This window comes from Rhodanobacter thiooxydans LCS2 (assembly GCF_000264375.1).
GTDB classification, from domain to species: Bacteria; Pseudomonadota; Gammaproteobacteria; order Xanthomonadales; family Rhodanobacteraceae; genus Rhodanobacter; species Rhodanobacter thiooxydans.
On the sequence record NZ_AJXW01000027.1, the window covers coordinates 51,265 to 66,490 of the forward strand.

Below are 15,226 nucleotides of genomic sequence, written 5' to 3' on the forward strand. Positions count from 1 at the left end.
TATCCAAGGGGGCAGGGATGATGGCTTTGCTGGGGAGGCGCCGGCGTATGCGGCATCTGGCGACGTGGATATTTGCGGGTGTCATGTTGCTGTGGGCAACGACGGCGTGTGCACAAGTGGGATTGGTACGCCTCGATACGGGCATGTTGGAGGGCGTGGCCGAGCACGATGTGCTCGTCTACAAGGGGGTGCCATTCGCCAGGCCACCTGTCGGTGAGCTGCGCTGGCGTGCCCCGGAGCCAGCCGAGCCCTGGCCGGGCGTCCGGCAGGCAGATCGATTCGCGCCGGTGTGCATGCAGAGCGGCACCTATCCACCCGATGCGGCGGCAGAGCCGACCAGCGAAGATTGTCTGTATCTCAACCTGTGGCGCCCGGCCGATCCTGCGGCTGGCAAGCTGCCGGTGATGGTGTGGATCTACGGTGGCGGCCTGGAGAACGGTTCCTCGTCGACGCCGCTGTACGCGGGTGACCGACTGGCGCGGAAAGGTGTGATCGTGGTGACGCTGAATTACCGCCTTGGCGTGTTCGGTTTCCTCGCGCACCCGGAATTGAGCCGCGAATCGCCGTACCACAGCTCCGGCAACTACGGCCTGCTCGACCAGATTACTGCCTTGCGGTGGGTGCAACGGAATATTGCGGCATTCGGTGGTGATCCATCGCGGGTAACCGTATTCGGCCAGTCGTCGGGGGCCATTTCGATCAGCGCACTGACCACATCGCCGCTCGCGCGAGGGTTATTCCAGCGCGCCATTGCCGAGAGCGGCGGTCTGTTCGAACCGATGAGCCTGTCCGATGACTTCATGCTGCGCGGAGCGGAACAGGCGGGTCTGCGTTTTGCGAGACGCGCCCGCGGTGACTCCATCGAGGCGCTGCGCCGCATGCCCGCCGATCAACTGTTGCAGATCGGCTTCGATCCGCATCTCATCGTGGATGGCCATGCGTTGCCTGAGCCGCCGTACGATGTGTATCGCGCGGGTCGACAGCAGGACGTGCCGCTGCTTGTCGGGTTCAACCGCGACGAGGGCTCGGGCTTCATCGCCGGGCAGACCATCACGCGCGAAAATTTCCGGCGCGAGTTGGAGCGCAGTTTCCCGAATCTGCTGGTCAGGCTCGCTGCGCCCGATCCGGGCGATACCGACGAGACGGCGCGGAACGCAGCCGCCATGTTCCATCGCGACATGCGTTTTCGCTGGGACATGTGGACGTGGGCACGGCTTGTTTCGAGTGCGGGTCGTGCCCGGGTTTTCCTGTATGAGTTTGTGCAGGTTCCGCCGTATCGGCCGGGTGACCGCTACTTCGGCTGGGGCGCGGGACATGGCATGGAAATGCCGTACGTATTCGGACACCTGGACCTGCAGTCGCTGGCATGGTCGGCGGCGGACCGCCAGTTATCCGACACGATGATCGCTTACTGGACCAACTTTGCTAAGACGGGCAACCCCAATGGGCCAGGCCTGCCTGAGTGGCCGGCGTTTGAACCAAAAACGCAGCAGACCATGCAACTGGCCGAGCGCATAACGCAAACGGCCTTCGGCGACACGACCACCTTGCGGCGTCTCGATCGGATCTATGGCACGGCGCGCTTCCTGCAGGAACATTACCGCGGCATGATCGCCGGTGCCGTGCTGCTGTTGCTGGCTGCACTGGTCGCGCTGGGGAGGCGCACGCGACGCCGCATAGCGAGCCGCGCGACCTAGATGGCCGAGCGGGCGGAGCGCCCTTTGCCGGCCCTCCGGATTGTGCACCCGCACCGGTCTTCGGCGTCCAGTGGCACTTCCGGCGCGGCGGGCGCGTCGCGCAGTCGTGGATGCGGTTGCTGCCGGTAATCGGGTGCAGCTGTGAGGGGCGCCTAGATCATCCGGATCCGCTTCCACCAGCGCGTCACCTTCTCCTCGCGCACGAAGGTGAACAGGCCGGCGCCGAGGATGATCGCGATGCCGATCGCCATCGGCCAGTCCAGTGGATCGTCGAAAAGCACGTAGCCGAACAGCACGGCCCACAGCATCTGGCTGTACTGGGTCGGCGCGACGTGGTTGGCGGGCGCTTTCTGCGTGGCCAGCATCAGCAGCACGGCGCCGAGCGCGGCGAGCAGGCCGTAGCCGAGCAGCAGGCCCCACTGGGCCGGATCCGGCCAGCGGAAGCTGGCCAGCATCATCATTCCGGCGACCAGCATCGAGCCGATCATGCCGGCGCCGTACAGGGTCACGCGCTTCTCGTGCGCGCCGGACAGGCGCAGCGCGATCATCGAGACGGCGCCGGAGAGTCCGCACACGGTGGCTGCCAGGTGGCCGATGCCGAGCACGCGAAAACCGGGCCGTAGCACCACCAGCACGCCGACGAAGCCGGCCACCACGGCCGACCAGCGGCGCCAGCCGACATGCTCCTTCAGCACCAGCACCGACAGGATGGTGACGAAGATCGGCAGCAGGAAGATCAGCACGAACGCCTCGGCCATTGGCAGCGCGGTGAAGGCGATCACCGCCGCGATGCTGCCTACCGCGCTGGCGCCGGCGCGCACCAGCCACAGGCCCGGGCGCTGCGCCAGCACCACGTCGCGCCAGCGGTCACCGGCGCCCTTGATGAAGGGCAGCGCACTCAGGCCCAGCGCGGCACCGAAGAACACCGCTTCGTAGGCCGGCAGCGAGCCGCGCAGCGATTTCACGAACGCATCGCTGATGGCGAAGGCGGCAAAAGCCATGAAGCCGAGCAGGACACCTTTGAACATGGATTTCCGGGGGGATGTGGGATGGGACGGGAACGGCGGCCGGGCCGGGCGCCAACCGCAACAGTCCGGCCGGCCCAAGCCGGGCGCAGCCGGCCTGTGCAGCGGCATGGGCCGCGCTACAATACCGGTTTTACGCCCCCTCTCCGGAGCTTCCATGGCTGTCCGTCTGAATCCGCTCGACCTGTACGACGTCCGCTCGCTGCTCACCGACGAGGAGCGCATGGTGCAGGACACCGTCGGCCGCTTCGTCGACGAGCGCGTGTTGCCGATCATCGGCGACTGCTTTGACCAGGCCCGCTTCCCCAAGGAACTGGTGCCCGAGATCGCCAGCCTCGGCCTGCTCGGCGCCACCATTCCGGAGAAGTACGGCTGCGCGGGCATGAATGGCGTGAGCTACGGCCTGATCTGCCAGGAGCTGGAGCGCGGAGATTCGGGCCTGCGCAGCTTCGCCTCGGTGCAGAGCTCGCTGTGCATGTACCCGATCTACGCCTATGGCACGGAAGAGCAGAAGCTGCACTACCTGCCAAAGATGGCGGCGGGCGAGATCATCGGCTGCTTCGGACTGACCGAGCCTCACGGCGGCTCCGATCCGGCCAACATGAAGACCCACGCGAAGAAGGACGGCGCCGACTGGGTCATCAACGGCGCCAAGATGTGGATCACCAACGGCAACCTGGCGCACATCGCGATCGTCTGGGCGCAGACCGACGATGGTATCCAGGGCTTCATCGTGCCGACCGACAGCGCCGGCTTCAAGGCGCAGGAAATCCACAAGAAGATGAGCCTGCGCGCCTCGGTCACCAGCGCGCTGTTCTTCGACAACGTGCGCGTGCCGGAAGCCAATCGCCTGCCCAACGTGAAGGGCCTGAAGGGTCCGCTGGGCTGCCTCACCCAGGCGCGCTATGGCATCACCTGGGGGCCGATCGGCGCGGCGCAGGCGTGCCTCAAGGAAGTGCTCGACTACACCGCCGAGCGCATCCTGTTCGGCCGCCCGCTGGCCTCGAACCAGGCGATCCAGCTGAAGCTCGCCGACATGGCCCGGCGCATCACCACCGCACAGCTGCTGTCGCTGCAACTCGGTCGGCTGAAGGACGCCGGCAAGATGCAGCCGACCCAGGTCTCGCTGGCCAAGTGGAACAACTGCCGCATGGCGATCGACATCGCGCGCCAGTGCCGCGACATCCTCGGCGGCGCCGGCATCACCACCGAGCACGGCGCGATCCGCCACGCGTTGAACCTCGAATCGGTGATCACCTACGAGGGCACCGAGACCGTGCACGAGCTGGTGGTGGGCCGCGAGTTGACCGGCATCAACGCGTTCTAGCGTTGACCTTCTCCGTAAGGGGAAGGTCAACGCAGCGATGGATCAGGGTGCGGGCGGAGCGCGCGGCCACTCATCGCGCAAGTTTCGCACCCTCACCCCCAACCCCTCTCTCCCGCAAGGGGACTTCCTTTGGTCGCCGACGGGAGAGGGGCTTCCAGGAGACGAGGCTTTGCACGTTCCCGACATCCGCATCGAAACCGATCGGCTGATCCTGCGTCCGCCCCGGGCGGAGGATTTCAACGCCTACGCGGCCAACATGGCCGACGCCGAGGCCGCCCGCTTCATCGGCGGGCAGCAGGCGCGTGCTGCCGCCTGGCGCGGTTTCCTGTCGCTGGCCGGGGCGTGGTCGATCCAGGGTTTCGCGATGTTTTCGGTGATCGAGAAGAGCAGCGGCCAATGGGTCGGCCGGCTCGGGCCGTGGCATCCGGTCGACTGGCCCGGTACCGAGGTGGGTTGGGGTCTGGCGCGTGCTGCCTGGGGCAACGGCTACGCGCTGGAAGGCTGCGTCGCGGCGATCGACTGGACGTTCGATCAGCTGGGCTGGAGCGAGATGATCCATTCGATCCACCCGGACAACCACGCCTCGCAGGCGCTGGCGCAGCGGCTCGGCTCGACTTGCCGCGGCCCCGGCAAGTTGCCCGCGCCGTACGAGGATTCCCCCACCGAAATCTGGGCGCAGACGCGCGAGCAGTGGCGTCGGCGCCGCGCATGAGCCACCTCTCGCCCGCGCTGTACGCCACCCTGGCCGAGATCGTGCCCGACCTGCACGTGCATTGCGTCGATCCATGGTGCCTGATCGGCAGCGCCGCGGCGCCGCTACTCGGCGCGCAGACCAGCGCCGCGGACCTGGACGTGCTGACCTCGCGTGCCGACGCCGAGGTGTTGATGGCGCATTGGGCACAGTGGCGCGAGCCCGCGTTCACGCCGCCGGATGCCGATCGGTTCCGTTCGCACTTCGCCCGCTTCCATTTCCCCGGCGCGCCGGTCGAGGTGATGGGGGCGCTCGAGCTTCATGCCGATGACCGCTGGCAGCCGGTGCTGCCGGGAAAGCTCGTGCTGGCCGGGGTGAACGGCTTGGCGGTGCCGGTGCCGTCGGTCGAAGAGCAGATCCGGCTTTGCGAAAGCTTCGGCCGTCCCAAGGACCTGCAACGTGCGGCGCTGCTGAAACAATTGGGCGGGGAACGGCCATGATCACCATCTACGGCATGCGCGCCTCCGGCAACTGCTACAAGCTGCAGCTGCTGCTGGACCAGCTGGGCCGCGACTATCGCTGGGTCGACGTGGACAGCGCGCATGGTGCGACGCGCACACCGGACTACCTGGCGATGAATCCGAACGGCAAGGTGCCGCTGCTGAAACTGGAGGACGGCCGCCGGCTGGCCGAGTCCGACGCCATCCTGTGCTACCTCGCCGAAGGCAGCGCCTATTGGCCGAATGGATCCGGGCCCGAGGATGCATGGCTGCGCGCGCAGACGCTGCAGTGGCTGTTCTTCGAGCAATACAGCCACGAGCCATGCATCGCGGTGGCGCGCTTCATCCGCGGCTGGTTGCCGGCCGACCACCCGCGCCAGGCCGAGCTGCCCGCGCTGCTGCAGAAGGGCACGCAGGTACTCGGCGTGATGGAGCAGCACCTGGCCGGGCGCGACTGGTTCGTCGGCGAGCGCTACGGCATCGCCGACATCGCGCTGTACGCGTATACCCACTGCGCCGGCGACGGCGGTTTCGAGCTGTCCGTGTTCCCCAACATCCGCGCGTGGCTCGATCGCGTGCGGGCACAACCCGGCCACACCCCGATGCAGCATCTACCGTCGTAGGAACCCGCTCGCGCGGCGATAACCTTCAAAGGCATCGCCCGCAAGCGGGCTCCTGCACAGAACCTTTCACCACCTTGCCGATGACCGCCATGTCCATTCCGTTCACCCTCAGCGCCCGCCACAAGGGCTTCAACCGTGCCGAAGTCGTCGACCAGAACTTCATCGAGTTCGTGCAGCTGTGGCAGGGCGAGGTGCGCATCGCGCCGCGCGACGGCGAGACGGTGCTGCCGGGCAGTTCGCTGGACGCGCGCGGTTTCCGCGAGCTGCTGGAGTCGCAGCTGATCTCGCGCCACCTCGACCTGATGGCGCGCGTGCTGCGCGTGCAGAACAAGGTGTTCTACACCATCGGATCATCCGGCCACGAGGGCAACGCGATGGTGGCGCGCCTCACGCGCCACACTGATCCGGCGTTTCTGCATTACCGCTCCGGCGGTTTCATGGCCGAGCGTTTCCGCAAGATCCCGGGCATGGACCCGGTGATGGATTCGGCGCTGTCCTTCGCCGCCAGCAAGGACGACCCGGCTTCCGGCGGCCGCCACAAGGTGTGGGGCAGCAAGCCGTTGTGGGTGCTGCCGCAGACCTCGACGATCGCCTCGCACCTGCCCAAGGCGCTGGGCACCGCGGTGGCGATCGAGCAGGCGCGGCGCATCGGCCACACGCTGCCGATCCCCGACGACAGCATCGCGATCTGCTCGTTCGGCGACGCCTCCAGCAACCACGCCACCGCGCAGACCGCGTTCAATGCCGCGGCGTGGACGGCCTACCAGAAACTGCCGGCGCCGGTGCTGTTCGTGTGCGAGGACAACGGCATCGGCATCTCGGTGAAGACGCCAACCGGCTGGGTCGCGGCCAACTACCAGCATCGCGCCAACCTCGATTATTTCTTCGCAGACGGCCTGGATCTCGCCGAAGGCTACGCCCAGGTGCAGCGTGCGGTGGAGCATTGCCGCATGACGCGCCGGCCGACCTTCCTGCATTTGAAGACCACCCGCGTGATGGGCCATGCCGGCACCGACTTCGAGATCGAGTGGCGCAGCATCGAGGAACTCTTCGCGGTCGAGTGCTCCGACCCGCTGCTGCGCTCGGCCGGTATCGCGCTGGAGTCCGGCCTGTATTCGAAGGACGCGCTGCTGGGCCTGTACGAGGCCACCCGCAAGCGCTGCTTCGCCGCCGCCGAGGACGCGGATTCACGGCCGCGGCTGACCTCGCTTGCCGATGTCATGAAGCCGCTGGCGCCGTACACGCCGGCCGCGGTGAAGGCCGAGGCCGAGCGTGCCGACTACGCCGACAAACGCCTGGCGGTGTTCGGCGGTGAGGCCAAGCTGCCCGAGAAGCTGCCGCCGCGGCACCTGGCGATCCAGATCGGCCAGGCGCTGCACGACCTGCTGGCGAAGTACCCCGAGGCGCTGTTGTTCGGTGAGGACGTGGCCCAGAAGGGCGGCGTGTACACCGTCACCAAGGGGCTGAACAAGACCTTCAAGGGCAGCCGCGTGTTCAACACGCTGCTGGACGAGACGATGATTCTGGGCCTGGCCCAGGGCTACGCCAACATGGGCATGCTGCCGATCCCGGAGATCCAGTACCTGGCGTACTTCCACAACGCCTGCGACCAGATCCGCGGCGAGGCAGCGTCGCTGCAGTTCTTCTCCAACGGCCAGTACCGCAATCCGATGGTGATGCGGGTGGCCTCGCTGGGCTACCAGAAGGGCTTCGGCGGCCACTTCCACAACGACAACTCGATCACCGCGCTGCGCGACATTCCCGGCCTGGTGGTGGGTTGCCCCAGCCGCGGCGACGACGCGGCGATGATGCTGCGCACGCTGATGGCGCTGGCGAAGGTGGACGGCCGCGTCTGCGCGTTCCTCGAACCGATCGCGCTGTACATGACCAAGGACCTGTACGAAGCGGGCGACGGCCAGTGGCAGTTCGACTATCCGGCACCGAGTCAGGCGATGACGCTGGGCGAGGGCCGCATCTACCACGAGACCGCGAACGACCTGGTGGTGTTCACCTTCGGCAACGGTGTGCCGATGGCGCTGCGCGCCGCGCGCACGATCGAAAAGGAACTGGGCTGGCGGGTGCGCGTGGTCGACCTGCGCTGGCTGGCGCCGCTCAACGACGCTTTCATCGCGGCGCAGGCATCGAGCGCCAAGCGCATCCTGGTGCTGGACGAGGGGCGCAAGAGTGCCGGCGTGGGCGAGGGCGTGATCACCGCGATCGTCGAGGGTGGCTACGGCGCCAAGCCGCTGAAGCGCGTGGTCGGCGCTGACACGTTCACCCCGCTGGCCGGCGCGGCGCTGCTGGTGCTGCCAGGCGATGCCGACGTGGTGGCGGCGGCGCGCGAGCTGGCCGCGGGCTGACCGCGACCGGCTGCGGGCCGGCTCCGGGACAGCTGCTCAGCGCTCGCGCTTCTCCACCACATGCAGGTGTGGACCGCCGCTCGGTGCCAGGCTGTCGGCGTGCAGGCAGACGCGGTTGCGGCCGCCGAGCTTGGCGTCGTACATGGCCTGGTCGGCGTGGTCCACCAGCGATTCCAGGTCGTCGCCTTCCCGGCGCATGGCGATGCCGATGCTGACGGTGAGCAGCAGCGACTCCTCGCTGACGGGTATTTCCAGGCGATGCACGCGCCGGCACAGGCGTGTGGCCACCTGCACCGCCTGTTGCGTCGGGATGCCGTCGAGCAGGGCCACGAACTCCTCGCCGCCGTAGCGGCCGAGCAGGTCGGCGGGACGCAGCTCGGTGGCCAGCGCCTTGGCCACGGCGACCAGTGCGCGGTCGCCGGCGTTGTGGCCCTGGCGGTCGTTCAGCAGCTTGAAATGGTCCAGGTCGAGGAACAGCAGCGCGAGCGGCCGCGGCGGGCCGTCGGACAGCAGGGTATTGGCCCGCTCGGTCCAGGCGCGGCGGTTGAACACGTTGGTGAGTGCATCGTGGTCGGCCAGCACCCGCACGATGTCGCGGTCGTGGCGCAGGTGCAGCGCGCGGTCGGCCAGGCCGATCGACAGCACCACCGCCTCGAACGCGCCGCCGGCCAGGCTGGCGTCGTTGAGCCAGTCCAGCTGCGGCAGCGCGCCGCCGACCTGGGCGCTGGTCAACGCGGTGAGCAGCAGCAGCGGCGTCCAGCCGGCCAGGAAGAACCACGCCTGGCGCGAACCGCGTGCCGCCGCAACGATCGCCGCCACCAGCAGCAGCACCGCGCCGATCATCAGCAGCGGGTTGAGCAGCACCTGCGCCACCTCCACGAACAACGGGATCCGGCTGCAGCGCATCAGCACCAGTTGGATCATGCCGACGGCCATGGCTGTGACCGGCACCCGCAGCAGCGGCGCGTAACGCTGCAGTTCGCAGAACCGCATCATGAACAGCGACGCGAACGCGACCGACAGCGCCACGGCGGCCGAACCGGCCAGCAAGGCGCTGCCTGACAGCCACTGCCATTCCAGCGGGTGGAACACGAAGCCGGTCTGGACGCCCTGGATCAATGCATAGCACAGCACGTAGCCGGCGTACCACGCGTAGGTGACGTCGCGCAGCATCAGCGCGAAGCACAGCGCCATCAATACCATCGCCAGCATCACCGCGAAACAGGCACTGGCGAAGACCAGCCACTGCGCATCGGCGCGGATGTATTCGTTCCAGGATTCCAGATGGAAGCGTACCGGTGCGCTCAGCGTCTGCGACGGTTCGAATTTCAGCAGGATCGGTGCCGACGCGGCCTGGTTGCCGGGCAGTTGCCAGGCCAGCCGGCCGTGGCCGTGGGTCGATGCGCTGAAATCGTCCAATGCCAGGGTCTGCGACTGATCGCCGCCGAACGCGATGACCTTGCCCAGTGTGGGCGGGTAGATCGTCAGCACCCGCGCCGTGTTGTCCCAGGGCGGCTGCGGCGCGATCACCACCCAGCTGCCGGTGCTGTTTTGCGGGAAACGCTGCAGCAGGGACGGATCGAAGCTCTTCAGCAAGCCGGCATGGTATTCGTGCAGCACGGATTGCGGCGTGTCGCCAGCGTACGCCTCGCGCCAGGCACCGTTCAGCGGAGTGGCGGCGTGGGCCACGCCCAGCCCGAACCAGAACAGGCCCAGCACCAAGCCGCACCATGATCGCCGTGAGCGGATCGATGTCGGCATTGTGATCAGCCTCTCCATTTGCTTCTCCCCGCTGTGCGAGTATCTTGCAGGACTGCAGGTGTATGGCGCGCGTATCAGCCACTCTGCGACATTGCGCCCCGGCCTGTTCCAGGCACCGGGCCGCCCCTCTCCTTGCCCGTCGGATCCCACTCCGTGACCTGCCATGACGCGGGTGACGACTCCCGAACGTGCATCATCTTTCGTCCCTGAGTCAAGCACGGGCCGTGCCAGTGCCACGGCGCTGCGCGCAGCCAGATCACGCGCCGTTCGCGAGCCCATCGAACGCTGGCACCCGGCAAGCGGCGGCCGAAGTGGTTCAATCCGGACGCGGAGGGTCATCCGTGGCGGCATCGGGGTGCAGGTGCGGAGCGAGGCTATCGGCGGCCGGTGACTATGGACCTTCCGGCGCGAAGCCGATCAGCCAGGCCTGGGTCGCGCGCTCCTGTCGCACGTCCGTGACCCCGGACCGATTGCCGGACAGGCAAGCCGCGGGAGCGGCGGCGCCGTGACTCACGCGGGCGGGCGTGCGCCCAGCGTCACCAGCAGTTCCTGCGCGCTGCGGATGCGCTCGCTGGCGCCGGGTAGTTCCAGGACCACCTTCAGCTTGTCCTGGCCGTCCAGCTTGTATACGCGCGGCTGGCGCTGGATCAGCTGGATGATGGTCATCGGGTTGATCTCGGGTTTTTCGCGGAACACGATGCGGCCGCCGCTGGCGCCGAAATCGAGCTTGCGGATGCCGAGCGGGGTGGCCATCAGCTTCAGGCTGGCCACGGCAAAAAGCTGTTTGGTCGGCTCCGGCAGCAGGCCGAAGCGGTCGATCATTTCCACCTGCAGGTCGCGCAACTCGTCTTCGCTGCGCGCGCTGGCGATGCGCTTGTACAGGGTAAGCCGGGCATGCACGTCGGCCAGGTAGTCGTCGGGGATCAGCGCGGGCAGGTGCAGCTCCACCTCGGTCTCGTGCTCGCTGCTCAGGTCGAAGTCCGGCACCTTGCCTGACTTCAGCGCACGCACCGCGCGATCCAGCAGTTCGGTGTACAGGCCGAAACCGATCTCCTGGATCTGGCCGGACTGCTCGTCGCCGAGCAGCTCGCCGGCGCCGCGGATTTCCAGGTCGTGGGTGGCCAGGGTGAAGCCGGCCCCGAGTTCCTCTAGCGAGGCCAGCGCTTCCAGCCGTTTCTGCGCATCGGCGGTGATCGAACGGCGGTCGGGCACGATGAGATATGCATACGCGCGGTGGTGCGAGCGGCCGACGCGGCCGCGCAGCTGGTGCAGCTGGGCCAGGCCGAAGTGGTCGGCGCGGTCGATGATGATGGTGTTGGCGGTGGGGATGTCGATGCCGGTTTCGATGATGGTGGTGCACACCAGCACGTTGAAACGCTGCCGGTGGAAATCCGCCATCACCTGTTCCAGCTCGCGCTCGGGCATCTGGCCGTGGGCGATGCGGATGCGCGCGTCCGGCACCAGCTCCTCCAGCTCGCGCACGGTGCGTTCGATGCTCTGCACCTCGTTGTGCAGGAAATACACCTGGCCGCCGCGCGACAGCTCGCGCTGCAGCGCCTCGCGGATCGTCGCCGGGTCCCACGCCGAGATGAAGGTGCGCACCGCCGAGCGGTGCTCCGGCGGGGTGGCGATCAGTGACAGGTCGCGCAGGCCGCTCATCGCCATGTTCAGCGTGCGCGGGATCGGCGTGGCGGTCATGGTCAGCAGGTCGACCTCGGCGCGCAGCTTCTTCAGCTGCTCCTTCTGGCGCACGCCGAAGCGCTGCTCCTCGTCGACGATGACCAGGCCCAGGTTCCTGAACTTGACGTCCGGCTGCAGCAGCTTGTGGGTGCCCACGATCACGTCGATCTGGCCGTCGGCGAGTCGCTTCAGCGCCTCGTTCACTTCCTTGGCGGACTTGAAGCGCGACAGCACGTCCACCCGCACCGGCCAGTCGGCGAACCTGTCCGCAAAGTTGCGGTAGTGCTGTTGGGCGAGCAGGGTGGTCGGCACCAGCACGGCGACCTGCTTGCCGGCGGTGGCAGTGGCGAAGGCCGCACGCAAGGCAACTTCGGTCTTGCCGAAACCGACGTCGCCGCAAATCACCCGATCCATCGCGCGCGGTGCGGCCAGGTCGGCCAGCACGGCCTCGATCGCGGTTTCCTGATCGGGGGTCTCCTCGAACGGGAAGGTGCTGCCGAACTCCTCCACCAGTTGACGATCGATCGGCATCGACTCGCCGCCGCGCGCCTGCCGCTGCGCGTAGATCGCCAGCAGCTCGGCGGCCACGTCGCGCACCTTCTCGGCCGCCTTGCGGCGCGCGCGTTCCCACGCATCGCCGCCCAGCGAGTGCAGCGGCGCCAGCTCCGGCGCGGTGCCGGAGTAGCGGCTGACCAGGCCGAGCTGCGCCACCGGCACGTACAGCTTGTCGCCCTTGGCGTACTCGATCACCAGGAACTCGCCGTCCATGCCGCCCACGTCCATCGATACCAGACCCTGGTAGCGGCCCACGCCGTGGTCGACGTGCACGATCGGCGCGCCGGAGGTCAGCTCGGTGAGGTCGCGGATGATCGCCTCGGGATCGCGCGCGGCGCCGCGGCGCCGCTTGCGCTCGCGCTCGCTGCGCACCCGCTCGCCATACAGTTCGCGCTCGGTGAGCACGGTCAATACAGGTTTAGTCAGCGCAAAGCCCTGCTCAAGCGGAGCGATGGTGATGGCGAACTTGATGGGTTCGCCACCGTTCCCCTGCGCGCCATCACCTCTCTGCTGGGCACCCTTCTTTTGCTCGTCATTCCGGCGAAGGCCGGAATCGCTTTTGAGCGCAGACTCATGACTTTCTGCCGAAGAGCGATCGCGGCCTTCGCCGGGATGACGATCGGGGAGGCTGGAAGGTTGATCGAGAAAGTCAGTCCAGCTTTCGACGCTCTGCGGCTTCAACCCCGCCGCCGCCAGCGTCTCGACCAGCGCCTCGCGCCGCCCCGCCGAGTCCGCCGCGATCAGCACGCGACCCGGGTAGCTGGCCAGGAAATGCCGCAGCGACGTGCCCGGTTCCTCGCCCTTGCGATTGAGCGGCAGCTCGGGCGCCGGCTGGGTGCCGCTGTCGACGGCATGCTCGTGGCCGGTGTCGACCACTTCCACGCGCAGGCGCCGGTTGAGTTGTTCGCGCAATTTCTCCGGCGGCAGGTACAGCTCGGCCGGCGGCAGCACCGGGCGTTCGATGTCGTGCGCGCGCTGGTCGTAGCGTTCGGCGGTCTGCACCCAGAACTGGTCGGCCGCTTCGCCGGCGCCCTCGCCGAGCACGAACAGCGCGTCGTCAGCGAGGTAGTCGAACAAGGTGGCCGTACCTGCATGCGGATCCTCCGCAACACCCCGCACATCCATGTGCGGACTCTTCACAGGGAAGAACAACGGCAGGTAGTACTCGATGCCGCCGGGCGTCACGCCTTCCTTCATGTCCTGGTACAGCGGGCAGCGGCGCACGTCGATCGGGAAGCGCTCACGCAGGTTGCCGCGGAACAGCTTGGCCGCTTCTTCGGTGAGCGGGAACTCGCGTGCGGGCAGCAGCTCGACCTTGTCCACCGGCTGCTGCGAGCGCTGCGTTTCGGGGTCGAAGCTGCGGATCGACTCCACCTCGTCGTCGAACAGCTCGATGCGGTACGGCTCGGCCGTGCCCATCGGAAAGATGTCCAGCAGCGCGCCGCGTACGGCGAAGTCGCCCGGCTCGGCTACCTGCGGCACGTGGCGGTAGCCGGAGGCTTCCAGCCGGCGCTGCTCGCTGGCCAGGTCGAGCTTCTGGCCCTTCGCCAGCACCAGCCCCGAGCCGGTGATGTGCGAACGCGGCGCGATGCGCTGCATCAACGTGGCCACCGGCACCACCAGCACGCCGCGCTTCACGCCCGGCAAGCGGTACAAGGTGGCGATGCGCTGCGAGACGATCTCCGGGTGCGGGCTGAACGCGTCGTAGGGCAGGGTTTCCCAGTCGGGGAAATGCAGCACGGGCAGGCCGCCGGCGAAGATCTTCAGCTCCGCTTCCAGCGCCTGCGCGCGCTGGGTGTCGCGTGCCACCACCACCAGCAGGCCCTCGTGCGAGCGCGCCGCCTCGGCCAGCAGCAACGCCCGGGCGGAGCCGTGCGGCGGCGTCCAGTAGCGGCGCTGCTTCGGGGTGGTGGGAAGGGGCGGGTGCTTGATCGGGCTGGACATAGCCGACAAGTGTAACGCGGCGGTCCGGCCGGGCCCGCTGGGTGAGGCCGGCCGCGGTCTACAGCTTCAGCGTGATCTGCGCGGTGCCCGGTTCGTCCGGGATCATCCGCCGGCTGAAACCCAGCTCCTTGCACAGTTCCAGCATCGGCCGGTTCTCCAGCAGCACGTAGCCCCACAGCTCGGCGAGGCCGCGGCGGCGGCAGTCGTCGACCAGGTGCTGCATCAGCAGCGCACCGAGGCCGCGGCGGCTCCAGTCCTGCTCCACCAGCACCGAGAACTCGGCGCTGTCGGTGGCCTCGTCCACGTAGATCCGGCCCACGCCGCGCATCTCGGCCGGCCTGGTGGATTCGTCCATCAGCACGTAGGCGGTCTCCTGGGTGGGGTCGATGCGGCACAGCCGCTGCGCCATCGGGGCGGGCAGCTCGGACATCGCATGCAGGAAGCGGCGGCGGATGTCCTCCGGCGACAACCGAAGGAAGCAACGCTGCATCGCCGCCACGTCGCCCGGTTCGATCGCGCGCAGCACCAGCTCGCGGCCGTCCTCGGTGCGAACCTGCTCGCCGCGGGGCGAGGGTTGCACGCGCGGGCGCGCGAAGCGCTCGTTGGCGCGCGGCGGCAGCGAGGCGTAGCGGGTGGGAGCGGAGAAGTCGACGATGGGAATCATGATGGTTCCATACTTTAGCGTATTGTGTGCAACGCAACATGAATTTGCAATGACGTAGTTGGATCCGCCCGGCAGATACAAGGCTAAATTGTCGTTGTGGCGCGTGATTCATGCTGCGATACGAAATGTCGCAGGCATCGCAGAAGGGCATGCTGCCATGCCCGCGGGATGTGCAGCCGATCGGGCCTCGACATGCGCCAAAACATCCGTCCACGGGTATCTGGGTGTCACGCCTGGCGATTACGACGAGGCAATCGCGCAGTACGTGGGGGCGTCTTTGGTGCTCACGGTGCGCGATCATTGATTGCATTCGCGCTGCCTGCGCGAAAGCCGTTAAAGTGGCCAGTACGGCTGCATCATGGTTGCATCCGGGTGTTCAACCGCCAGTGCGTCACGTGC

Annotated in this window: 10 protein-coding genes; 6 read left to right on the top strand and 4 right to left on the bottom strand. The window is 67.7% G+C overall.

Annotated elements, in window-relative coordinates; translation table 11 throughout:
* The first annotated feature begins 17 nt into the window (after positions 1–17).
* Positions 18–1,697: a carboxylesterase/lipase family protein gene (locus tag UUA_RS06525; RefSeq protein ID WP_155943245.1), complete on the top strand. Its 1,680-nt coding sequence runs from the start codon at positions 18–20 to the stop codon at positions 1,695–1,697.
* Positions 1,698–1,849: 152 nt separating this feature from the next.
* On the opposite strand, the gene UUA_RS06530 is transcribed toward UUA_RS06525, so the two are convergent.
* Positions 1,850–2,725, bottom strand: a complete 876-nt coding sequence (locus UUA_RS06530) for a DMT family transporter (RefSeq protein ID WP_008435292.1) — start codon at positions 2,723–2,725, stop codon at positions 1,850–1,852.
* 154 nt (positions 2,726–2,879) lie between these two features.
* Here UUA_RS06530 and UUA_RS06535 point away from each other — a divergent pair, with 154 nt between their 5' ends.
* The 5 genes from UUA_RS06535 (at position 2,880) to UUA_RS06555 (ending at position 8,223) form a co-directional block, all read left to right on the top strand.
* Positions 2,880–4,049 (top strand): acyl-CoA dehydrogenase family protein, encoded by a 1,170-nt coding sequence (locus UUA_RS06535; RefSeq protein ID WP_008435293.1) that lies wholly within the window; start codon positions 2,880–2,882, stop codon positions 4,047–4,049.
* Between the two features lie 169 nt (positions 4,050–4,218).
* Positions 4,219–4,761, top strand: coding sequence for a GNAT family N-acetyltransferase (locus UUA_RS06540; protein WP_008435296.1), 543 nt, complete (start codon positions 4,219–4,221; stop codon positions 4,759–4,761).
* The gene (locus UUA_RS06545; RefSeq protein ID WP_039953670.1) at positions 4,758–5,240 is read left to right on the top strand and encodes a nucleotidyltransferase family protein; all 483 of its coding nucleotides are present in this window, start codon (positions 4,758–4,760) and stop codon (positions 5,238–5,240) included. The genes UUA_RS06540 and UUA_RS06545 overlap by 4 nt, the downstream gene beginning before the upstream one ends.
* Complete coding sequence (locus tag UUA_RS06550) at positions 5,237–5,863, top strand: glutathione S-transferase family protein (protein ID WP_008435299.1); 627 nt, start codon at positions 5,237–5,239, stop codon at positions 5,861–5,863. The genes UUA_RS06545 and UUA_RS06550 overlap by 4 nt, the downstream gene beginning before the upstream one ends.
* Positions 5,864–5,952: 89 nt before the next feature.
* Positions 5,953–8,223, top strand: a complete 2,271-nt coding sequence (locus UUA_RS06555; protein ID WP_039953671.1) for a thiamine pyrophosphate-dependent enzyme — start codon at positions 5,953–5,955, stop codon at positions 8,221–8,223.
* Positions 8,224–8,259: 36 nt separating this feature from the next.
* Here the strand turns inward: UUA_RS06555 and UUA_RS06560 are convergent, their stop codons facing one another.
* The 3 genes from UUA_RS06560 to UUA_RS06570 all read right to left on the bottom strand — a co-directional run bounded on the left by UUA_RS06560 (position 8,260) and on the right by UUA_RS06570 (position 14,827).
* Positions 8,260–10,002 carry a sensor domain-containing diguanylate cyclase gene (locus UUA_RS06560; RefSeq protein ID WP_039953661.1) on the bottom strand — a complete coding sequence of 581 codons (1,743 nt, stop codon included), beginning with the start codon at positions 10,000–10,002 and terminating at the stop codon, positions 8,260–8,262.
* A gap of 492 nt (positions 10,003–10,494) precedes the next feature.
* On the bottom strand, positions 10,495–14,163 hold the full coding sequence (gene mfd / locus UUA_RS06565; RefSeq protein ID WP_008435303.1) for a transcription-repair coupling factor: 3,669 nt from the start codon (positions 14,161–14,163) through the stop codon (positions 10,495–10,497).
* Positions 14,164–14,221: 58 nt separating this feature from the next.
* A complete protein-coding gene (locus tag UUA_RS06570; RefSeq protein ID WP_008435305.1) occupies positions 14,222–14,827 on the bottom strand; it encodes a GNAT family N-acetyltransferase in 606 nt (201 codons plus the stop codon).
* Positions 14,828–15,226: the final 399 nt, after the last annotated feature.